Raw genomic sequence first — 19,325 nt, 5'->3', positions numbered from 1 at the left:
TGACGCGAGAGGACGTTCTGTATGGCCTACCTGCTGTCGGACGCGATGCGGGATCCGCGCCTCGCCGCCATGCTCCCTGTGGTGGCCGCCGGGCACGCGGCCGCCGAGCGCGCCGTGATCCGCTGGGCCCACACGAGCGAGCAGCTCGACATCGCGCCCCTCCTCCTCGGGGGCGAGCTGCTCCTGATGGAGGGCGCGCTCCTCTCGACCGACCAGGACCCGGCGGAGTGCCGCGAGTACGTGCGGTCTCTGGTCGACGCGGGAGTCGGCGCCCTCGCTCTCGAGCTCTCGCCGCGCCTGCCCGCGGTGCCGCCGCCGATCGTCGCGGCGGCCGACGAGCTCGGCCTCCCCGTGCTCGCCCTGCCCCGGCGCGTCCCCTTCGTGCAGGTCTGCGAGAGCATCAACACCCACCTCACCGAGCAGAAGTTCCGGAGCATCCGACTGGCGGACAGAGTGTCCGGTCTCCTGGCCGACGCGGCCTCCGGGGACGCCGGTGTCGACGAGCTCCTGCAGGTCGTCGCCTCCGCGACGGGCGCCTCCGCCTCGCTCGTCTCGCTCACGGGCGACGAGATCGCCCGCGCCTCGCCCGGGCCGGGCGTCGACACGGAGCCGACGGCCGGGACGTTCTCGAACGTGCTGCACGCGGGCGACTCCCTCCTGGGCACCCTGCATCTGCGAGCCCACGCCGACGCCGACCTCCACGCCGTCGCCGTCGCGCTCGACCGGGCGCCGGACGTCCTCGCGATCGCCGTGCTCCGGCACCGCCCGCCGTCGGTCACCGAGCGGCTGACCGCCCAGCTCTTCGCGATCGCGTCTGTCGAGCGCGCGGACCCGGCGGCCGACCTCCAGATCGACGCCTTCCTCGGTCGCCTCGGCGCCGGATCCCGGGAGCGCTACCTCGGCGTCCGGGCCGACACCGGTCACGACGACCGGCGGCTCCGCGCTCTGCTCCGCCTCCTGACGGGCGCGGGAGCGGATCCCGGCCCGGTGCTCTGCGTGGTCGGCTCCGAGCTGCTGGCGCTGCTGCCGTTCGCCACCGCCGCCGCGATGGAGGAGGGCCGCACGGAATTCCTGCGCCTCGGCGCCGCCCTCGACTCGGACGCTCTGCTCTGCGTCGGCAGCGGGCTCGGCGGGCAGGAGCGGGTGCCCCGGGAGCTGGCGGAGGTGCGCGGCGCGCGTGAGTGGGCGCCCGCGGGCGGAGTCGTCGACTCGCGCCAGTACCGCCTGGAGCGGTTCGCGAGCTCCCTGCAGGACGATCCGGAGGCGGACGACCTCATCGAGGAGGTGCTCGGGCCCCTGCGCGCCCAGCGCGGCGAGCTGCTCGTCACCCTCGAGGCCTTCGCATCGCTGTGGGGGAGCAAGACGGCGACGGCGGCCGCGCTCGGCATCGGCCGGCAGACCCTCTACGACCGGCTCGCGCGGATCGAGGAGCTGATCGGCCCGCTCGACTCGTCGCCGGCCCGCGCCCGGGTCGTCATGACCGCCGTCTTCCTGCACCGGGCGCGAGCGGCGCTCCCTGCGGGCCCGCCTCCGGTCGGGCGGACGTTCCCGCCTCGCGCCGAACGCTGACGGGGCCGGACGGCATCGACCGGCTCAGGCGGGCAGCAGCTCCGCGACGAGCGCCTGCACACGGGCCCTGATGTCGTCGCGGATCGAGCGGACCTCCTCGAGCGGTCGGCCCTTCGGGTCGGCGAGGTCCCAGTCCTCGTAGCGCTTGCCGGGGAAGACGGGGCAGACGTCGCCGCAGCCCATCGTGATCACGACGTCGGAGGCCTGGACCTGCTCGGTGGTCATCAGCTGCGGGACGGCCTGCGAGATGTCGATGCCCTCCTCCGCCATCGCCTCGATCGCGATCGGGTTGATGCTGTCGCCGGGCTCGGAGCCGCCGGAGCGGACCTCGACGGCGCCGCCGGAGAGGGCGCGGAGGTAGCCGGCGGCCATCTGCGAGCGGCCGGCGTTGTGGATGCAGACGAAGAGGACGGTGGGGGCGGCCATCGGGGCTCCTGGTGTCGAGGGGCGGTGCTCGGAGGAGCACGGGGCGAGGGTAGCGCGCCCGGGCGAACGGCTCGCGCGCCTGCGGAGCCGGAGGAGACTCCGACGGCCGGGTCGGGAATATACCCCCCGGGGGTATGTTGCACTCCCCTGGACCGAACCGGAGGAGACACCATGACCGACCACGCCCACCACCACCCGACCACCTGGCGCGCCGCCGCCCTCGCGACCCTGCACTGCCTGACCGGCTGCGCGATCGGCGAGGTCCTCGGCATGGTGATCGGCTCCGCCCTGGGGCTGCCCGCCCTGGCGACGGTCGCCCTCTCGATCGTCCTCGCGTTCGTGTTCGGCTACGCGCTCACGCTGCGGGGCGTGCTCCGCTCCGGAGTGACGTGGCGCGCCGCCGTCGGCATCGCGCTGGCGGCCGACACCGTCTCGATCGCCGTGATGGAGGTCGTCGACAACACGGTGGTGCTCTCGATCCCCGGAGCGATGGACGCGGGCCTCTCGTCCGGCCTCTTCTGGGGCTCGCTCGCCGGCGCCCTGGCCCTGGCCTTCGTCGTCACGACCCCGGTGAACCGCCTGCTCATCTCCCGCGGCCGCGGCCACGCGGTCGTCCACGGCCTGCACGGCTGAGCCGCGCGGGGTCTCGATGCGCCGCCTGCGACGGCTGCTCGACCAGCAGGAGGCGCGTGCTGATCGAGCCGCCCGGGCAGCAGGCGCCGCGAGATCCCGTCGGCCGTCAGCCCTGCAGGCGGCGGTAGTGGCGGTTGCGGACCGAGAGGATCGCGCCTCCGATCACCGCCGCGAGGAACGAGCCGGCCAGGACGCCGACCTTCACGTGGTCGTCGGACTCGCTGCCCGCGCCGAACGACAGCTCGCCGACCAGCAGCGACACCGTGAATCCGATGCCGGCCACGAACGCCATGCCGATCACGTCCACCCAGCGCAGGGACGGATCCAGCCCGATGCCGCGGAACCGGGTCAGGAGGAAGGTGCTCCCGGCGATGCCGAGCGGCTTGCCGAGCACGAGGCCCGCGATGATGCCCACGGCGATCGAGTCCTGGAACGAGTCGACCAGGCCCGCGACTCCGCCGACCGTCACTCCGGCCGAGAAGAACGCGAAGACCGGCACCGCGACCGCGGTCGAGAGGACGCTCCAGCGATCGGCGAAGTGCGCGGCGAGGCCGTCGTAGACCGGGCGCCCCTCCGCGTCCGACCCCACCTGCACCCGGGCGCGCCTCGACGCGACGACCGGCACGGTGAAGCCGAGCAGCACGCCCGCGACCGTGGCGTGGATGCCCGAGGCGTGCACGAGCGCCCACGTCGCCACTCCGAGCGGGATCAGCACCCACCAGGCGCGCACGCCGCGCTGCACGCAGACCGCGAAGACCGCCAGCGGCACCAGCGCGAGCAGGAGCATCAGCACGTCGATGCCGGCGGTGTAGAAGACGGCGATGATCGTGATCGCGATGAGGTCGTCCACCACGGCGAGCGTGAGGAGGAACGTCCGCAGCGCCGGCGGGAGGAAGCGGCCGACCACGGCGATCACCGCGACGGCGAAGGCGATGTCGGTGGCGGCGGGGATCGCCCAGCCGTCCAGCGCGGCTCCTCCGCGGGGCAGGTTCACCGCGGTGAAGATCAGGGCGGGGACGGCCACGCCGCCGACGGCCGCGACGATCGGCACGAGCGCCGTATTCGGGTCGCGGAGCTTGCCGGCGACGAACTCCTCCTTGAGCTCGAGCCCGACGACGAAGAAGAAGATCGCGAGCAGGCCGTCGGCCGCCCACGACCCGACGCTCAGCTCGAGGTGCAGGGCCTCGGGGCCGAAGCGGAAGTCGCGGACCGCGCTGTAGAGCGCGGACGCGGGGCTGTTGGCGACGATCAGGGCGAGGAGGGTCGCGGTGAGCAGGAACGCTCCGCCGACCGTGTCCTTCTGGAGGGTCTGGCGGAGTCCCCGCCAGATCGAGTGGGGGGCCTGCTCGGCGGGCAGGGGCTGGTGCGGCATGAGGGGTTCCGTCCGGAGGGGTGGGTGAGCGCGGGAACGCGGCCGCGGGCTCCGGAGGAGGGGCGGTCGCGGGTCAGCCGCGCGGCGGCGGGCAGCCGGCGATCTCGCCGTGCGCGTTCGTCCCCCACGAGCTGAGCCATCCGTTCGTGCCCGAGGCGCGCTTGGTCAGCAGCTGCCGGGTCGGGTACGCCGCGGCGGCGCGCGCGCGGGCGCGGCTCAGCGGAGGGAGGGTCAGAGGCACCGCACCAGGGTACCGGTGGCACCCGCGAGGGGGCCGGGTGTGCACGAGCGCTCGGAGGAGGAGCCGCTCTCCGCCGACGAGAGAGCCGCGCATGCCGACGCCCGAGCCGATCCCGCCGCCGTCCGGCGCCGCGGGCGCCCGGAGCTCGCCTTCGCGGCCGGCGCGGGAGGCGCCCGTCGCCGCTCCGTGCTCCTCGGGCAGGAGTAGCCGCGACCCCTGCACGCTCCACCCGGCACCGGTACCCCTACCCGCGGATCCGCCGCAGGCGCATCGTGGAGCCATGAAGCAGATCCAGTACGCCGGCGCGACCTTCCAGGTGGGGGACGCGGTCGCCGACGCACTCGTCTCCTACGCCTCCGGGCTCGCTGCCCACGGCCGCACCGACAGTGTCGAGCTCCCCGTGCTCGCCGGCGACGGCCACGCGACGGTCGTGACGCTGCTGCTCAACTCCGCGACGAGCCTCTTCGTCTCCGGCGCCGCAGGCCTCCTGCCCGGGCTCGACGAGAAGGCCGTCGCCGCCGACCTCCGCCAGCGGACGCAGTGGCTGGACGCGGTCCCGGCGGTCACCGCCGTGGAGCCGAGCGCTCCGGAGGACCTGATCTGGCTCGAGTTCCCGGAGGTCGCGGCCCTGATGGACCCCGAGACCGGCGCCCGCTCCCCCGCGACGCTCCACCTCGTCGAGCACTCGCCGCGGCGCGACTCCCTCGTCTTCACCGTCGTCTACGTCAGCACCCTCGACCGCGACCTGGGCTCGGGGGAGATCCGCCGGCTGCTCGAGACGAGCCGCCGCAACAACGTCGAGCACGGCGTCTCGGGGATGCTCGTCTTCCGCGGCCGCCGCGTGATGCAGCTGCTCGAGGGCGAGGAGTCGGACGTGCGCTCGCTCTACGCGCGGATCCTCGCCGACCCGCGGCACGAGGGCGTGGTCACCGTCTGGACCAGCGTGCACGAGCAGCGCCGGTTCCCGGACTGGTCGATGGGCTTCGACGAGCTCGACCTGCCCGTCGAGCGGCCCGCCTCCTGGCCCGAGCCGGACCTCCCCGAGCAGTCGATCGACGCGGTGGCGGACGACTACCTCCGCCGCCGGTCGGAGGCGCTGCGGAGCGCGCTGGTGAGCAGCGACCCCCTCGTCGCGAGCCTCGCCGTCATCCTGCACGGGCACCGCCCCGAGCGCGTCCTCGAGGGCGGCGCCGGAGTGCGGCTGCGCTGCGCCGAGTGCCGCGCCTTCGACGCCCACGACGGGTACGACTCCTACCCCTGCGCGACCGCGAGGACCGCGATCCAGGCGCTCGAGGCGGCCTGACGCGAGCCGGGCGGCCGTGCGGGATCACCGCCCCGGGGCGCCCCGAGCGCACCCCCTCCGCGGGTCTGCGCAAGCCCGTCCGCTCGCCCCGGCGCGCCCCTAGGGTGAGGCCATGACCGATCCCGGCGCGGCCCGCCACGACGTCCTCATCATCGGCGGCGGCAACGCCGGACTCTCGACCGCGGGGCGGCTGCGGCGCTCCGGAGTGGACGACGTCGCGGTGATCGAGCCCCGGTCGACCCACGTCTACCAGCCGATGCTCTCCCACGTCGCGGGCGGCACCGCACCCGCCTCCGCGGCGACCCGGCCCCAGGGCTCGGTGACGCCGAAGGGGGTCGTCTGGATCCAGGACCGCGTCGAGACGATCGACCCGGTCGCGCACACGGTCACCCTCCTCTCCGGCCGCACCGTCGGCTACGGGCAGCTCGTCGTCTGCCCCGGGATCCAGAAGGACTGGGGCGCGGTCCCCGGGCTCCAGGAGGCGATGGACTCGCCGTTCGGAGTGTCGAACTACGAGTACGAGTACGCCCGCAAGGCGTCGCAGGTGCTCCGCGAGGTCCGCTCCGGCACCGTCGTCTTCACGCAGCCCGGCGGCCCCGGCACCTGCTCCGGCGCCTCCCAGAAGCCGATGTACCTCGCCTGCGACTACTGGCGCGCGACCGGCGTCCTCGACCGCATCCGTGTCGTGCTCGTCGTGCCGACCCCCACACTGTTCGGGATGCCGCTGATCGACTCCGAGCTCGAGCGGAAGGTGGCGGAGTACGGGATCGAGGTCCGCTACGGCCGCGAGCTGGTCGAGGTCGACGCGGCCGAGCGGCGGGTCGTCCTCGCCGTCGACGAGCGCGCGAGCGCCCTCCCCGGCCCCGACCGCGCGCGGCGCTCGACCGACGGCCCGCGCGAGACGCTGTCGTACGACGTGCTGCACGCCGTGCCCCCGCAGTCGGCCCCCGACTGGCTGGCCGGCACCGGACTGGCCGCCGAGGGCGACGAGGGCGGCTTCGTCGAGGTCGACCCGCTGACCCTGCGGCACCCGCGGTTCCCCGACGTCTGGGCGCTCGGCGACGCGGCGGCCACGGTCAACTCGAAGTCCGGAGGAGCGCTGCGCCAGCAGACCACCACGCTCGCGAAGAACCTCGTCGCCGCGCAGAAGGGCCGCCCGCTCCCCCGCGTGTACAACGGCTACTCCGTCTGCCCCTTCGTGGTCTCGCGCTCGAGCGTGGTGTTCGCCGAGTTCGACGACCGCTACCGCCCGAAGCCGACCGTCCCCTTCTGGACGGGTCTGGCGAAGGAGCGGCGCCTCACCTACCTCGCCGACCGCCGCGTCCTGCCGTGGGTGTACTGGAACCTGATCCTGCAGGGACGGGCCTGAGCGTCCTCTTCCGGACATGTCCGGTAGAGGCGCTTGCCGCTGCCGGACGCGCTCCCGAGACTGAGGGGTCGGCACCACCGTCCGACGCGCTCCCTCGTCCCCTGGAGGACCCGATGCGGCCCAGCCCGACTCCCGACCGCTCCGGCACCGCGCGATGACGACCGCGCAGGACTGGGGGCCCTCGACCGACGCGGACTCCGCCGGCGGTCCGCCCGCCTCGCGGAGGCAGCGCGTGCGCGCCTGGATGCGCGGCGGCTCCTTCGGGCCGACCGGCCTCACCCGGCGCGGCTGCCTCCTGGTGCTGGCGTCGGTGCTCGTGGTGGCGGTGCCGGTCGTCGCGCTGACGCTCGCGCACGTCGACCCGCACGCGTCGCTCAAGGTCTGGATCCTGGCGATCACGCTGATCGCGCTGGTCGGAGCGCTGCTCCGGGTCGTCGCCGACGCCGGTCCGGACCCGCAGGCCGACCTCGACCGCGCGGGCAAGGCGGTCGGAGCAGTGGCCGCGGCCTACACGGCGCTGGCCGTGATCATCGACTGGGGGATGCTGCACCTCTGAGGCGCGGTCAGCGGTCCTCGTCGCGCGGGTCATCCGTGCCGTCGGGAGCGCTGCCGATCACGTCCGGTGTGCCGCCGGTGCCGCCCTGCGCGCTCCCGGTCCCGTCCTGCGCCGCCCGCTCGTCCTCGCGCCGACTGAGCCAGCCCGGGCCCTCGCGCCGCAGCCGCTCCGCCTCCGGACTCGGGACGGGCGGCGCCGCCGGCCGCCGCAGGAGCCGCACCTGCCGGACCGCGCCGAGCACCACTCCGGCGCCGAACAGCGGCAGGCCGAGCAGGAGCACCAGCCACAGCGGCGCGTGCCGGCGTCCGCCGCCGACGACCGCGCCGAGATCCCAGCCCGCGTCCGCCGCCAGCCGGAGCATCCCCGCCACGAAGACGGCGCTCACCAGCGAGAGCGCCCAGGGCTGTGCGAGGAGGAGCGCCTGCGCGCGCTCCGTGCGGAAACCCTTCGCCATGCGCCGATCCTAGGCGGGCGTCAGCCGGCGAGGATCCGGTCGACGAGCCCCTGCGCGTCGCCCTCCGCCGGCACGATCTGCACGGCGTCGCCCTCGATCGGCTGCATGACGGAGAGCGCCGACTCGACCCGGGCGCCCGCGCGGAGGAGGAGCCGGGCGTCGGCCCCCTCGTCGATGGTCGCCTGCGAGCCGCGGCGCAGGAGGGCGGCGCCCGCCTCGTCGAACCGGACGTCGACGACCCCCGTGCTCGGATCCGCCTCGACCGCGACGACGCCCGCGCGGGTGAAGTCCTCGGGATCGACGAGGACGTCCTGCCCGCCGACCGGGACGCACTGCGGATCGGAGCCGGCCTCGCAGAGCGCCGAGACGGCGACCCCCAGGCCGCCGACCGGCTCCGGAGTGGCGGCCGGGGACGCCGCGGGCGACGACCCGGCGGAGCAGCCGGTCAGGGCGAGCAGGAGGAGCGCGGCGGCTCCGGAGGCGGTGCGGCGGATCACGGGGTCTCCTCGGGTCGCGTCGGAGCGCGCCACGATACCGAGGCTCCGGCGCTGCGGCCACTCCGCGGCACGGCTCGGGCGGGGCGGCTGCGGCGGGCGGCGGCGGACCGGAGGAACCCGGCCGGATCCCCGGGCTGGTCGCTCGGGGCAGGACCCCGCCCGGTCCCTCCGCTCGGAGCCGGTCCGGAGCCCGGCCTCCCGGAGCCCGCCCCTCAGAGGCGGACGACCAGCTTCACCGCCGACACACCCTCGTGCAGCCGGTCGAGGGCGGGCTGCAGCGCGGCGAGCCCCTCACCCACCACCTCGGGCGCGGGGGCGCAGACGTGCCGGCCCTCGGCGAGCGCCGCCGGCAGGTGGTCGCGCCACAGCATCGGCCCCACCTCGTTCGTCATCAGCGAGCCGCCCCAGACGAAGCGGGCGCGGATGCCGCGGCGCCGGGCCGCGATCTGGAGCGCCGCGGTGCCGCCGGCCACGCGCAGCATCGTCCGCACGAAGGCGGCGCTGACACCGCGCCGGCGCGGGAGCGAGCCGAACGAGACGGAGGGGCTGGCCAGGGCGACGCGTCGCGCTCCGGTGGCCGCAGCCACCGCCACCGACGGAGCACCGGAGCCCGTCCCGATCGCGAGCACCCCCGCGACCTCATGGCCCGCGAGCGCCGCCACCAGGTCGGCGACGACGGTGGGGCTGCGGTAGTCGAGGACGATCTCGGCGCCCAGCTCGCGCATCCGATCGTGGTTGCGAGGCGAGGCGGTCGTCGCCACGCGGTGCCCGGAGGCGACGGCGAGCTGGATCGCGTTGCTCCCCACGCTCGTCGTCCCGCCCCAGACCACGACCGTCCTGCCCGTCGGGCGGACCGGGACGCTCGGGTGCGGCAGGGCGAGGTGGTCCCGCTGGAACAGCGCCGTCGCCGCCGTCGAGACCGCGAGCGGCAGCACCGCCGCCTCCTCGAAGCCCAGCCGGTCGGGGATCGGCGCCGCCAGGTCCTCGCGCACGACCGTGTACTCCTGGAAGGCGCCCTCGTCGCGGTTCCGCCGCCCGCGCTCCATCCCGACCGCGTACGCGACGGCCCGGTCGCCGACGGCGAAGCGCGTCACTCCAGGGCCGACCGCCTCGACCACTCCCGCCACGTCCTCCCCGAGCACCGCCGGGTACGGCACCCACCGGAACATCAGATCGCCCGTCCACTGCTTCATCTCGTCGACCGGATTCACGGCCAGGGCGCGGTTGCGCAGCAGGACCTCCCCCGGACCGGGGACGGGCATCGGAGCGGGGCGGACGACGAGGTCGGCCCGCGGGGCGGTCAGCAGGGCGGCGGCGTTCTCGGGCACGGGCGGCTCCAGTCGGAAGTGATGGCAGGACGTGTCGTCACACTACTCCTGATGACACGTCGTGTCGTCAGCTATCCTGGGCGGATGTCACGCTGGGCCCCCGATGCCGCCCTCCGCCTCGAGCAGGCGGCGATGGAGCTCTTCGCCGAGCACGGCTACGCGGGCACCACCGTCCCCGCGATCGCGGAGCGCGCCGGGCTCACCACCCGCACCTTCTTCCGCCACTTCGCGGACAAGCGCGATGTCCTCTTCCTCCGCGAGCGCGAGTTCCCCGAGATCGTCGGCCGCCTGCTCGCCGGCGCCCCCGCCGGCCTCGCGCCGATGGACCTCGTGATGCACGGCCTCGAGGCGGCCGCCTCGGGCGACCTCCAGACCTGGCGCGCTCCGATCGCCGCCCGCCGTGCCGTCGTGCGCTCCGAGCCGCAGCTGCGCGAGCGCGAGCTCCTGAAGTCGGCCGCCCTCGCCGAGAGCATGCGCGCCGCCCTCGTCGACGCCGGAGTCGCGCCGGAGGACGCGGCCCTCGCCGCCCTCGCGGCCTCCGCCCTCTTCGACCTCGCCCTGGAGCGCTGGCTCGCCGCACCCGAGGGGTCCCTCCTGGTCGACGTCCTCCGCGCCGAGCGCGCACGCCTCGGCGCGCTGCTCGCACGCTGACCCCGCACGACGCTGTCGAGGCGACGCGAACGGTCGTCCTCCGCGGCGGGAGGCGACCGTTCCCGACGCCTCGGACCGGCGAGCGGGGGACGATCCGCTCAGAGCGCCCAGGGGAACGCGGGGGCGTTCGAGCGGGCGCCCTGCGCGGCCTTCGAGCGGCCGGGCTCGCCGAGCTCGGCGAGCAGCGCCTCCGACTCGCCGACGAGGACCGCGAGCGCGCCGGGCGTGAACCAGTCGGGGCGCAGGGCGAACAGGAGGTCCTCGGTCGCCGTGTTGCCGCTGGCGCCCGGTGCGAAGGGGCAGCCGCCGAGGCCGCCGAGCGCGCCGTCGACCACCGCCGCCCCGGCCTGCACGGCGGCGATCGCGTTCGCGACGCCCGAGCCCCAGGTGTCGTGCCCGTGGAACACGATCTCGCGGGGCGGGGTCTCCGCGGCCACGCGCGAGACGAGCGACGCCACCTGGCCGGCGTGCGCCTGCCCGAGCGTGTCGCAGACGACCACGTCGGCCGCTCCCTCCGCTCGCGGGTCACGCGCGATCGCGAGCACGCGATCCGGGTCGACCGGGCCCTCGAACGGGCAGGTGAAGGAGGTGGCGATGCACAGCTGGATCCGCCCGCCGACGCTCTCGGCGAGCGCGACCGCCTCCGGCATCGCGGCCAGGCTCGCCTCGGTCGGTCTGCCGACGTTGGCGAGGTTGTGCGAGTCGGACGCGGAGAAGCAGTACTGGAAGCGGCGCGCCCCCGCAGCGGCCGCACGCTCGACGTGGCGCGGAGTCGCGACCCACACCCAGCACCGCTCCAGCTCCTCGGGAGTGAGCGCGGCGATCACGTCGAGGGTGTCGGCCATCGGAGGGACGAGGTCGCCGCGCGCGAGCGAGCCGATCTCGAGCTCGGGCACCCCCGCGGCGAGCAGCGTGCGCGCGAGGTCGACCTTGCGCTCGCTCGTCAGGAGCTTGCCGGTGAGCTGCAGGCCGTCGCGGAGGGTGACGTCGCGCAGGCGCGCGGAGGCGAGCGCGGTCACCGGCCGGCCTCCTCGGCAGCGGCGGCGGAGGGAGCAGCGGCAGCCCCGCCGGCGGAGGGAGCAGCGGGACCGGTGCGCCGGAGCATCCCCAGCACCTCCTCGGTGTCCTGGCCCAGGTCGGGCGCGAGCGAGCGGATGGGGAGGGAGCGGCCGCCGAGCACCGGCACGATCCCCGGGAAGCCCACGCCGCGCAGGGTGCCGCCGGCGTCCTCGACGTCGAAGGCCTGGATCATGTCGCGCGCCGCGTACTGCTCGCTCGCGCTGATGTCGGCGGCCGTGTAGATCGGGCCGGAGGGGACGCCCTCGTCGTCGAGGACCGCGAGCGCCTCGGCGGCGGTGCGGCCCGCCGTCCACGCGCCGATCGCCGCGTCCAGCTCGTCGCGCCGGGCCCAGCGCTGCTCGTTCGAGGCGAGCGCCGGGTCCTCGCCCAGGTCGGCGCGGCCGATCACCGCCATCAGCCGCTGGAAGATCGCGTCCGCGTTCCCCGCGATCACGATGCTCGCCCCGTCGGCGCAGGTGTAGGCGTTGGTCGGGGCGATGCCCTCCATCCGCCCGCCGACGCGCTCCCGGACGATGCCGTGCGCCTGGTAGTCGGGGATCAGCGACTCCGTCATCGAGAACATCGCCTCGTGCAGCGCCACGTCGACGACCCGCTCCGCCAGCGGTGCCGGATCCAGCCCGGCGGAGCGGCGGGTCTCGCGCTGGAACAGCGCCATCATCACTCCGTAGCCCGCGTACAGCCCGGCGATCGAGTCGCCGATCGAGACGCCGACGCGTACGGGCGGCCGGTCCGGGTCGCCGACCAGCTCGCGGAACCCGCCCATCGCCTCCGCGACCGCCGCGAACCCGGGCCGGGCCGACAGCGGGCCGGTCTGCCCGAACGCGGAGATGCGTCCGATCACGATGCCGGGCCGGGCCTCGTCGAGCACGTCAGGCCCGATCCCCCAGCGCTCGAGCGTGCCGGGCCGGAAGTTCTCGAGCACCACGTCGCACTCGGCGACCAGGCGGCGGACGGCGTCGCGCCCCTCGTCCGTGCGCAGGTCGAGCGCGATCGAGCGCTTGTTGCGGTTGATCGTGTGGAAGAGGAGCGAGGTCTCGGACCCCTCGTGCAGCCGCCAGCGGCGCAGCTCGTCCCCCGTGCCGGGCCGCTCCACCTTGATCACCTCGGCGCCGAAGTCGGCGAGCAGCCGGCCCGCGGTGGGCGCCGCGATGAAGTTGCCGAGCTCGAGGACGCGGACGCCCGCGAGCGGGAGGGGTGCGGTCATGGCACGGCCTTTCGCTCCCGTCGAGGCTAGCGCGGAGGACGGCGCCACCCCCTGCCCTCCCGCGGACGCCCGACCTACACTTGCCGGACATCATGCGCAGACACACCCTCACTCCGCGACCGGACTGGCGAGCCCGCTGCGACGAGATCGGCTTCAGCTTCTACGACCTCCCCTCCGAGGGCGGCCGCCCTTACTGGAACGAATCCGCGGCCTACTCCTTCGAGCCCGCCGAGATCGACCTGCTCGAGCGCACGACCTCGGAGCTCTTCGACCTCTGCATGGAGGCGTGCGAGCTCGTGGTGCGGAAGGGCCGCTTCGCCGAGTTCGGCATCCCGCCCCGCTTCCACGAGCTGGTGCGCACCTCGTGGGACGAGGACGATCCCACGGTCTACGGCCGCTTCGATCTCGCCTACGACGGTGCGGGCGCGGTGAAGCTGCTCGAGTTCAACGCCGACACCCCGACCTCGCTGGTCGAGACGGCCGCGGCCCAATGGCAGTGGCTCGTCGAGACGAAGGGGCCCGACGCCGACCAGTTCAACAGCCTGCACGAGCAGCTCGTCGAGCAGTGGCGCCACCTCCGCCTCGAGCGCTGGAGCCTCGACGAGGGCGCCCGGCTGCACCTCGCGTCGCTGCACGACTCCGGAGACGGCGAGCTGATCGTCGAGGACGCCGACACCGTCGCCTACATGGCCGAGACCGCGGCGCAGGCCGGCTTCGACCCCAAGCTGATCTTCGTCGAGGACATCCGCTACGAGCTCGACGGCGCCGGCTTCCTCGACGGCGACGGCGAGCCGATCCGCCACGTCTTCAAGCTGTACCCGTGGGAGTGGATGCTCGGCGAGCAGTTCGGCGGCCTGCTCCTCGACCGGCGCGAGCGCACCCGCTGGGTCGAGCCGGCGTGGAAGCTCCTGCTCAGCAACAAGCAGCTGCTGGTGGTGCTGTGGGAGATGTTCCGCGGCCACCCGAACCTGCTGCCCGCCTCCGTGCATCCGCTGCCCGGCACCGCCCAGGTGCGCAAGCCGCGCCTGGGCCGGGAGGGCGCCAACGTGACGGTCCTCGACGCCGACGGCTCGGTCGTCGCCGAGAACGGCGGGAGCTACGGCGCCGAGGGCTTCATCCACCAGGAGCGCGCCGAGCTGGCCCGGGTCGACGGGAAGACCGTCGTCATCGGCAGCTGGATCGTCGGCGAGACCCCGGCCGGCATCGACGTGCGCGAGACGAGCGGCCTGATCACCGGCGACCTGGCGGAGTTCGTCCCCCACTACATCGAGGGCGGACGGAGCGACGGGGCCGCGACGGACGCGGACGCCGCGTCGGCCGCCTCCCGCCCCGGGCACGGCGCCACCCCCGCCTACGGCGCTCCCGCGCCCGGCACCCCCGCGCCCGAGTACGGCGCCCCCGAGCACGACCGGCCGCAGGACACCCGCGCGGCCCGCCCGCAGGACGAGGAGACCCGATGACGGACGACGACCGCACCCCCGGCGATTCCGGGACGCCGAGCTCCGGGAACGACTGGGGCAGCCGCGAGCCCGGGGCGGGCTCCGGCACGCCGGGCGGCGACTCGAGCGGCGGCACCGGCCGCGGCGACGGCTCCACCCGCACCGCTTCCCACCGCTCCCGGAGCGTCGGCATCAGCGGCATCGCGAAGAACCGCCGCGGCCTGCTCATCGGCGGCGCGGTCGCGGTCGGCGCGGTCGGCCTCGCCGTGGCCCTCGCGAACGGCGGCCCCTCGACCGACGGCGTCGTCGCCACGGGAGCCGACGGCCAGGACTACGTCATCCCCGAGAACGCCGAGCGCCCCGTCTACGCGAGCCGTGAGGACTGCCTCGCCGACGTGCGGGAGCAGATCGCCCAGCTCCAGGCGCAGGGCGAGGAGGTCGGCGACGACCCCGAGCAGCTGTGCGAGGCGACCGACGAGTACCGCGGGCACTACGCCGGCGGCTTCTGGCTCGGCCCGCTGATCTTCGCGTCCTCGCGCTGGAACTCGACGCGGGCGACCAGCTGGGCGCCCGTCGCGTCCGGCGGCTTCGCGGCACGCGGAGCGACCCAGCCCGACGTCGTGCAGCGCGCGCCGGCGGGCTCGACCGTCGGCTCGAAGGCGACCCTCTCGGGCGGCTTCGGCTCCTCCGGCAAGTCCGGCTTCGGCTCCACCGTCGGCGGCTGACCGCAGCGCACCTCCGCCCGCGCGCCCGGGACGCGCGCCGAGACATCCGCCTGCCGCCGGGACACCGCTCGCACGCCGGCCGTCTCGTCGATCGCGGGGACGGCTCGCCGCCGCTCCCGCTCTCAGGAGGAGGGCGTCGCGCTCGGGAAGAAGTGCCGCTCGACGGGATCGCCGTCGGCGTGCGTCAGCGCCGCCGCGCGGATCTCGCGGTCGCGGCCGGTGAGCCGCTGGGTCTCCTGCCGCCGGAACTCGCCCCACGAGGGCACCATGAACGTCTCCAGCTGCACGTCGGCCTCCTCCCCGCTCCGGTAGAGCGCCCACCGCGAGGCGCCGGTCCGGCGGCGGGAGCTCTCCAGCAGCCGCATGGCCGATCGGAAGTCCGCGAGGGAGTCGGGGCGGACCGTCCACGAGATCTGCACCATCACCGGCCCGTCCGTCGGCTCCGGCTCGAACACCAGCGTGGGCGTGGGCCACGACATCGAGATGCTGCGGTCGACGGTGCCCGTCCCCGGCAGCAGGGGCAGCACCCGCACGCTGGCCGCCACGAGGAAGAGCAGAGCGGCCGCCGCGGCGTACGCCGGCGCGGTGCCGAGCACCTGCGCGGCCAGGCCCCAGCCGATCGAGCCGACCGCCATGGTCCCCATGAAGACCAGGATGTAGATCGAGGCTCCGCGGGACCGCACCCACTGCGGCAGCGTGAGCTGCAGCGCCGCGTTCAGCACGGTGAGGGTGCCGATCCACGCCAGCCCCGCGAGGACCAGCAGCAGCAGCGCCGGGACGAGGGGCAGGAAGGCCGCCGCGAGCGTCCCCGCCGCGAACAGCACGGCGCTCGCCCCGATCACGACGTCGTCCGAGAGCTTCCGGCGGGTGAGCGGCAGGGCGAAGACGCCGAGCACGGCACCGGCACCGAGGGCCCCGAGGAGGAAGCCGTAGCCGCTGGAGTCGAGCTGGAGGCGCTTCGCGGTGAGCGGCAGCAGCGCCCAGAGCGCACTGGCGGGCAGGGCGAAGAGCGCGGAGCGGAGGAGGATCCGGCGGACGAGGTGCGCGGAGGCGACGTACCGGATCCCTCCCTTCAGCGCGGCGCCGAACTGCTCACGGTCGTCGAGGCCGGTCTGCGCCGGCCGCTTCCACCAGAGCAGAGCGAGCACCGCGCCGATGAAGCTCAGGGCGTTGATGCCGAAGACCACCGGAGCGCCGAACGCCGAGAGGACGACGCCCGCCAGGGCCGGGCCGACCGCGCGGGCGCCGTTCACCGTCACCCCTCCGAGGGCCGACGACGCCGCGATCAGGTTCCGGGGCACGAGCTCCGGCTGGATCGCCTGCCAGGCGGGCGAGGTCAGGGTGGAGGTGATGCCGAGGAGGAAGGTGAAGGCCAGGATCGTCCACGGCGTCAGCGCGCCGACCGCCGCCACGACCGTCAGAGCGGCCGCCAGCAGCGCGCTGGCCGACGACCCCCAGATGAGCAGCCGCCGCCGGTCGAGCGAGTCGGCCAGCACGCCCGCGGGGAGGGCGACGAGGATCGAGGGCGCCAGGCTCGCCGTCTGCACGAGCGCGACGACCGCCGCGCCCGCGGCCGCCTCGACCAGGTACCACTGGGCTCCGACGGTCTGCATCCAGGTGCCGATGTTGCTGCCCAGCTGGGCGAACCACAGCACCCGGAAGGCGGTGATCGCCCTGGGCGCCCAGGCCGACGGCTGCGCCGGCGCGGACGTCTGCGCCGGGGCGGCGGGAGCCGGAGCGACGTCCTCAGTCACGGGGCACGGCCTGCCGCACCGAGAAGAGGTTGCCGAACGGGTCCAGCAGCTGGCACAGCCGCTCCCCCGTGAACACCGTCTTCGGACCGCGGTGGGCGACGGCGCCGTTCGCCGTCCAGTCGGCGACGACGGCGTCGACGTCGGGAACCGTCCAGTACGGGCTCGTGCCGTCGGGTCCGGGCCGGTTCAGCTCGTCCCGCTCGTGCAGCGTCAGGCGGGTGCCGTCCAGGTCGTAGGCCACGAGCGCCCCGCCGCGGACGACGGGCTCGCGCCCGAGCCGCGCCGAGTACCAGGCGATCGCGGCGTCGAGGTCGTCGACGAAGGAGAAGACGTTTCCGACTCCGGCGAACTCCGTCGTCGTCATGCTCGGGCCGGCGGGAGGGCGTCGCGGAGGAAGGCGAGCGAGGGGCCGATGGCCGCCTCCGTGTACCCCTCGGCGTGACGGGTGCCCGGGATCAGCTGCAGCGTGCTGGCGACTCCGACCGCGGAGAGCGCCGCCTGCATGGCCTGCGCGTCGCTCACGGGGACGAACTCGCCGAGCGAGTTGGCCAGGAACACCGGCCCGCCGTCCGGGGAGGCGTGGCGCGTCGTGGAGGCGGCGGTGAGCAGCCCGCGGTCGCCCCCGACCTCGTTGAGGATCGTCCAGCGCAGGAAGGCGTCGTTCCGGCCGGTCTGGTCGATGTCGGCGCTCTTCATGGCGTCGAGGTCCTGCGTCGTCGGCGTGGCCGGGAGCTCGTCGGTCGCCTCGACGATGCCGAGGAGGTCGAACATCCCCGACCAGCTGACGGCGGGCCGACCGGTGGCGATCGCGGCCTCCACGACCAGGTTCCCGCCCGCCGATCCGCCGAAGAACGCCAGTCTGCTCCGGTCGAACGCCCACTCGGACGCGACCGCCCACCGCTCCGCGGCGAGCACGTCGTCCCTGCTGGCCGGGAAGACCGAGTCCGGAGCCTCGCGGTAGTCCGCCGCGAACACGAGGTAGCCGGCGTCGACCAGCATCGTCGCGAGCGCCCGCTCCTTGCTCTTGTCCCCCCGGAACCACCCGCCGCCGTGGATCAGCACGACGGCCGGCCGAGCAGCGTCCTCGGCCGGGGACACCGACCTGCTGTACACGTCCAGCACCTGCGGCGACGACCCCCCTTCGACGTACGGAACCCCGATGCTCACTGACGGCTCGTCCGACACGGTGACCCCCTCCGGTCCAGATTCTCGACTGCAGTCAGACCGTAGGAGCCGGGGGCGGCGCGAGCCAGGCCCTGCCGGGGTCACCCAGGAGGGCGCCCGCAGGCCCGCCCGCCGCGGCTGGGCGGATCGCGACTAGCCTCGGAGGGTGTTCCTGACCGAGCCGTACGGCTTCCGCGACCGCTCCGCCCTCGACGAGCGCCGGGCCCTGCTCGAGGACGAGCCCTCGGTGCAGCCCCTCCGGGCGTTCCGCGAGGAGCTCCTCGCCCGGCGCACCCGCAGGCATCCGGGTGCCGTGGTGCCCGACTTCGACCCGGCAGAGGCCGGCGTCGAGGCGCGTGCGCTCATCGTGCTGGAGGCCCCGGGACCGATGTCGACCGGCCCCGACGGCTCCGGCTTCGTCTCGGTCGACAACGACGACGCGACCGCCGCCTCGACCTGGACCCTCCGCGACGAGGTCGGACTGCACGCCCGCACCCTGGTCTGGAACATCGTGCCGTGGCAGCTCGACGGCGCCCCCGACGCGGACGAGGTGCGGCAGGGCGCGATGGAGCTGCGTCGGCTCCTGCCGCTGCTCCCCGACCTGCGGGTCGTCGTCAACGCCGGGACCGCGCCGACCAGCGGCTGGAAGAAGAACATCGAGCCGTACCTGGTCGACGGCCCGACCGTCATCGACTCGTGGAGCCCCGGCCAGCGGGCGATGAGCCGGCCTCGCAAGCGCGACGAGCTGAAGCGCGCCTTCGAGCGCGCGACGCACCTGGTCGGCTGAGCCCCCGGGACTCCGAGGCGTCACGAACGGTCGTCATCGGAGCCGGGAGGCGGCCCTTCGCGACGCCTCGACCGCCGGCGGGCGGTCCGCTCAGGCCGAGCGGGCGTCCCGCAGCGCGTCGGCCGACTGCTGCGCGGCGCGGCGGACGTCGCGGTCCGGGTCGCGGAGCATGCCCGTCAGGACGGCCTCGACGCTCGCCGCGAACTCGCCCTTCGCGTCCCGACCGGAGGAGATCCCCGCCAGAGCGGCCGCCACGAGAGCGCGCGCTCCGGCCGCGCGGACCCGGGGGTGCTCGTCGGTGGTCAGGCGGGACAGCTTCTTCTGCCCGCCCAGCACGCGCTCGGCGCAGACGCGGGCGCACATCTCGCGGACGCGCCAGGAGGGGTTCGCGAGTCCGGCGGTCACCGCGTCGGCGGCGTCGTCGTCCCAGACGTAGAGGAGCGCGCGGGCACCCCAGAGCTCGGGCCAGTAGAGGGAGGGCGCTCCCTTGAGGATCCCGTCGGCGTGCTCGCCGCCCACGGTGAGGAGGAAGGACTCGCCCTCGTACCCGCCGGTGAGCAGGGCCGCGGATCGCAGAGCGACGTTGCGCTCCCCCTCGCGGGCGACCTGCGCGCGCAGGCGCTCCTCGAGCGGATCGGTGAGGGTGACGGTCGGTTCGTTGTCGCGTGCCATGAGGCTCCCGAGAGTACTCGCCCGCCCCGCGCCTTCGAAGACCCGCAGCGTTCGGCGCCGCGGCGGTCGGCCCTCTCCGTCCTGCGGCGATGGTCCGATCA

21 protein-coding genes are annotated in these 19,325 nt (G+C 74.9%); 9 read left to right on the top strand and 12 right to left on the bottom strand.

The annotated features are described in order from the left end of the window. Positions 1-21: 21 nt before the first annotated feature. Positions 22-1,569, top strand: a complete 1,548-nt coding sequence (locus C5C59_RS00180) for a PucR family transcriptional regulator (RefSeq protein ID WP_104251196.1) — start codon at positions 22-24, stop codon at positions 1,567-1,569. A gap of 24 nt (positions 1,570-1,593) precedes the next feature. Here C5C59_RS00180 and C5C59_RS00175 read toward each other — a convergent pair whose 3' ends face one another. Further along, positions 1,594-1,995: an arsenate reductase ArsC gene (locus tag C5C59_RS00175; protein ID WP_104222419.1), complete on the bottom strand. Its 402-nt coding sequence runs from the start codon at positions 1,993-1,995 to the stop codon at positions 1,594-1,596. 171 nt (positions 1,996-2,166) lie between these two features. On the opposite strand from C5C59_RS00175, the gene C5C59_RS00170 reads away from it, so the two are divergent. Next, on the top strand, positions 2,167-2,628 hold the full coding sequence (locus C5C59_RS00170) for a DUF4396 domain-containing protein (RefSeq protein ID WP_104238675.1): 462 nt from the start codon (positions 2,167-2,169) through the stop codon (positions 2,626-2,628). 106 nt (positions 2,629-2,734) lie between these two features. Here C5C59_RS00170 and nhaA read toward each other — a convergent pair whose 3' ends face one another. After that, on the bottom strand, positions 2,735-4,000 hold the full coding sequence (gene nhaA / locus C5C59_RS00165; RefSeq protein ID WP_104238674.1) for a Na+/H+ antiporter NhaA: 1,266 nt from the start codon (positions 3,998-4,000) through the stop codon (positions 2,735-2,737). A 73-nt stretch (positions 4,001-4,073) separates the two neighbouring features. After that, positions 4,074-4,241: a hypothetical protein gene (locus C5C59_RS17100; RefSeq protein WP_181027217.1), complete on the bottom strand. Its 168-nt coding sequence runs from the start codon at positions 4,239-4,241 to the stop codon at positions 4,074-4,076. 280 nt (positions 4,242-4,521) lie between these two features. Here C5C59_RS17100 and C5C59_RS00160 point away from each other — a divergent pair, with 280 nt between their 5' ends. The 3 genes from C5C59_RS00160 (at position 4,522) to C5C59_RS00150 (ending at position 7,469) form a co-directional block, all read left to right on the top strand. Next, on the top strand, positions 4,522-5,544 hold the full coding sequence (locus C5C59_RS00160; protein WP_104238673.1) for a BLUF domain-containing protein: 1,023 nt from the start codon (positions 4,522-4,524) through the stop codon (positions 5,542-5,544). Positions 5,545-5,656: 112 nt separating this feature from the next. Then, entirely contained in the window at positions 5,657-6,913 is a 1,257-nt protein-coding gene (locus C5C59_RS00155) for an NAD(P)/FAD-dependent oxidoreductase (protein ID WP_104238672.1), read from the top strand. A gap of 154 nt (positions 6,914-7,067) precedes the next feature. Next, positions 7,068-7,469 carry a hypothetical protein gene (locus C5C59_RS00150; protein WP_104226999.1) on the top strand — a complete coding sequence of 134 codons (402 nt, stop codon included), beginning with the start codon at positions 7,068-7,070 and terminating at the stop codon, positions 7,467-7,469. A 7-nt stretch (positions 7,470-7,476) separates the two neighbouring features. Here C5C59_RS00150 and C5C59_RS00145 read toward each other — a convergent pair whose 3' ends face one another. The 3 genes from C5C59_RS00145 to C5C59_RS00135 form a co-directional block, all read right to left on the bottom strand. Beyond that, positions 7,477-7,923, bottom strand: coding sequence for a hypothetical protein (locus C5C59_RS00145; protein WP_104238671.1), 447 nt, complete (start codon positions 7,921-7,923; stop codon positions 7,477-7,479). 20 nt (positions 7,924-7,943) lie between these two features. Further along, positions 7,944-8,420 carry a hypothetical protein gene (locus tag C5C59_RS00140; RefSeq protein ID WP_104238670.1) on the bottom strand — a complete coding sequence of 159 codons (477 nt, stop codon included), beginning with the start codon at positions 8,418-8,420 and terminating at the stop codon, positions 7,944-7,946. Between the two features lie 212 nt (positions 8,421-8,632). Then, positions 8,633-9,748 (bottom strand): zinc-binding alcohol dehydrogenase family protein, encoded by a 1,116-nt coding sequence (locus C5C59_RS00135; protein ID WP_104238669.1) that lies wholly within the window; start codon positions 9,746-9,748, stop codon positions 8,633-8,635. Positions 9,749-9,832: 84 nt separating this feature from the next. Between C5C59_RS00135 and C5C59_RS00130 the strand changes: the two genes are divergently transcribed. Then, a complete protein-coding gene (locus tag C5C59_RS00130; RefSeq protein WP_159940693.1) occupies positions 9,833-10,399 on the top strand; it encodes a TetR/AcrR family transcriptional regulator in 567 nt (188 codons plus the stop codon). 98 nt (positions 10,400-10,497) lie between these two features. Here the strand turns inward: C5C59_RS00130 and C5C59_RS00125 are convergent, their stop codons facing one another. Continuing rightward, positions 10,498-11,418 carry a hydroxymethylglutaryl-CoA lyase gene (locus C5C59_RS00125; protein WP_181134782.1) on the bottom strand — a complete coding sequence of 307 codons (921 nt, stop codon included), beginning with the start codon at positions 11,416-11,418 and terminating at the stop codon, positions 10,498-10,500. After that, positions 11,415-12,683: a CaiB/BaiF CoA-transferase family protein gene (locus C5C59_RS00120; RefSeq protein WP_104238668.1), complete on the bottom strand. Its 1,269-nt coding sequence runs from the start codon at positions 12,681-12,683 to the stop codon at positions 11,415-11,417. The genes C5C59_RS00125 and C5C59_RS00120 overlap by 4 nt, the downstream gene beginning before the upstream one ends. A 92-nt stretch (positions 12,684-12,775) precedes the next feature. Between C5C59_RS00120 and C5C59_RS00115 the strand changes: the two genes are divergently transcribed. Then, the gene (locus C5C59_RS00115) at positions 12,776-14,143 is read left to right on the top strand and encodes a glutathionylspermidine synthase family protein (protein WP_146082835.1); all 1,368 of its coding nucleotides are present in this window, start codon (positions 12,776-12,778) and stop codon (positions 14,141-14,143) included. Then, a complete protein-coding gene (locus C5C59_RS00110; RefSeq protein WP_104238667.1) occupies positions 14,140-14,847 on the top strand; it encodes a hypothetical protein in 708 nt (235 codons plus the stop codon). The genes C5C59_RS00115 and C5C59_RS00110 overlap by 4 nt, the downstream gene beginning before the upstream one ends. 122 nt (positions 14,848-14,969) lie before the next feature. On the opposite strand, the gene C5C59_RS00105 is transcribed toward C5C59_RS00110, so the two are convergent. From C5C59_RS00105 to C5C59_RS00095, 3 genes are read right to left on the bottom strand one after another with little or no spacing between them, the layout of a single operon-like run. Beyond that, the gene (locus tag C5C59_RS00105) at positions 14,970-16,601 is read right to left on the bottom strand and encodes an MFS transporter (protein WP_104238666.1); all 1,632 of its coding nucleotides are present in this window, start codon (positions 16,599-16,601) and stop codon (positions 14,970-14,972) included. Then, positions 16,594-16,965, bottom strand: coding sequence for a VOC family protein (locus C5C59_RS00100; RefSeq protein ID WP_104238665.1), 372 nt, complete (start codon positions 16,963-16,965; stop codon positions 16,594-16,596). Before C5C59_RS00100 ends, C5C59_RS00105 begins: the two co-directional genes overlap by 8 nt. Then, positions 16,962-17,699 carry an alpha/beta hydrolase gene (locus tag C5C59_RS00095; RefSeq protein ID WP_181134781.1) on the bottom strand — a complete coding sequence of 246 codons (738 nt, stop codon included), beginning with the start codon at positions 17,697-17,699 and terminating at the stop codon, positions 16,962-16,964. The genes C5C59_RS00100 and C5C59_RS00095 overlap by 4 nt, the downstream gene beginning before the upstream one ends. Before the next feature lie 232 nt (positions 17,700-17,931). Between C5C59_RS00095 and C5C59_RS00090 the strand changes: the two genes are divergently transcribed. Beyond that, positions 17,932-18,552: a hypothetical protein gene (locus C5C59_RS00090; RefSeq protein WP_104238663.1), complete on the top strand. Its 621-nt coding sequence runs from the start codon at positions 17,932-17,934 to the stop codon at positions 18,550-18,552. A gap of 90 nt (positions 18,553-18,642) precedes the next feature. On the opposite strand, the gene C5C59_RS00085 is transcribed toward C5C59_RS00090, so the two are convergent. Beyond that, positions 18,643-19,224: a HEAT repeat domain-containing protein gene (locus C5C59_RS00085; RefSeq protein WP_244230570.1), complete on the bottom strand. Its 582-nt coding sequence runs from the start codon at positions 19,222-19,224 to the stop codon at positions 18,643-18,645. Positions 19,225-19,325 lie beyond the last annotated feature (101 nt).

The sequence above is a fragment of the Rathayibacter sp. AY1F4 genome, from assembly GCF_002931775.1.
Classification (GTDB): domain Bacteria; phylum Actinomycetota; class Actinomycetes; order Actinomycetales; family Microbacteriaceae; genus Rathayibacter.
This window is presented reverse-complemented; position numbering and strand designations above follow the sequence as displayed.

Bases quoted from the DNA above. Each gene is read 5' to 3' on its own strand.
- C5C59_RS00180 (WP_104251196.1), top strand. From the start codon at position 22: ATGGCCTACCTGCTGTCGGACGCGATGCGGGATCCGCGCCTCGCCGCC.
- C5C59_RS00175 (WP_104222419.1), bottom strand. From the start codon at position 1,995: ATGGCCGCCCCCACCGTCCTCTTCGTCTGCATCCACAACGCCGGCCGC.
- C5C59_RS00170 (WP_104238675.1), top strand. From the start codon at position 2,167: ATGACCGACCACGCCCACCACCACCCGACCACCTGGCGCGCCGCCGCC.
- nhaA (WP_104238674.1), bottom strand. From the start codon at position 4,000: ATGCCGCACCAGCCCCTGCCCGCCGAGCAGGCCCCCCACTCGATCTGG.
- C5C59_RS00160 (WP_104238673.1), top strand. From the start codon at position 4,522: ATGAAGCAGATCCAGTACGCCGGCGCGACCTTCCAGGTGGGGGACGCG.
- C5C59_RS00155 (WP_104238672.1), top strand. From the start codon at position 5,657: ATGACCGATCCCGGCGCGGCCCGCCACGACGTCCTCATCATCGGCGGC.
- C5C59_RS00150 (WP_104226999.1), top strand. From the start codon at position 7,068: ATGACGACCGCGCAGGACTGGGGGCCCTCGACCGACGCGGACTCCGCC.
- C5C59_RS00145 (WP_104238671.1), bottom strand. From the start codon at position 7,923: ATGGCGAAGGGTTTCCGCACGGAGCGCGCGCAGGCGCTCCTCCTCGCA.
- C5C59_RS00130 (WP_159940693.1), top strand. From the start codon at position 9,833: ATGTCACGCTGGGCCCCCGATGCCGCCCTCCGCCTCGAGCAGGCGGCG.
- C5C59_RS00120 (WP_104238668.1), bottom strand. From the start codon at position 12,683: ATGACCGCACCCCTCCCGCTCGCGGGCGTCCGCGTCCTCGAGCTCGGC.
- C5C59_RS00115 (WP_146082835.1), top strand. From the start codon at position 12,776: ATGCGCAGACACACCCTCACTCCGCGACCGGACTGGCGAGCCCGCTGC.
- C5C59_RS00110 (WP_104238667.1), top strand. From the start codon at position 14,140: ATGACGGACGACGACCGCACCCCCGGCGATTCCGGGACGCCGAGCTCC.
- C5C59_RS00100 (WP_104238665.1), bottom strand. From the start codon at position 16,965: ATGACGACGACGGAGTTCGCCGGAGTCGGAAACGTCTTCTCCTTCGTC.
- C5C59_RS00085 (WP_244230570.1), bottom strand. From the start codon at position 19,224: ATGGCACGCGACAACGAACCGACCGTCACCCTCACCGATCCGCTCGAG.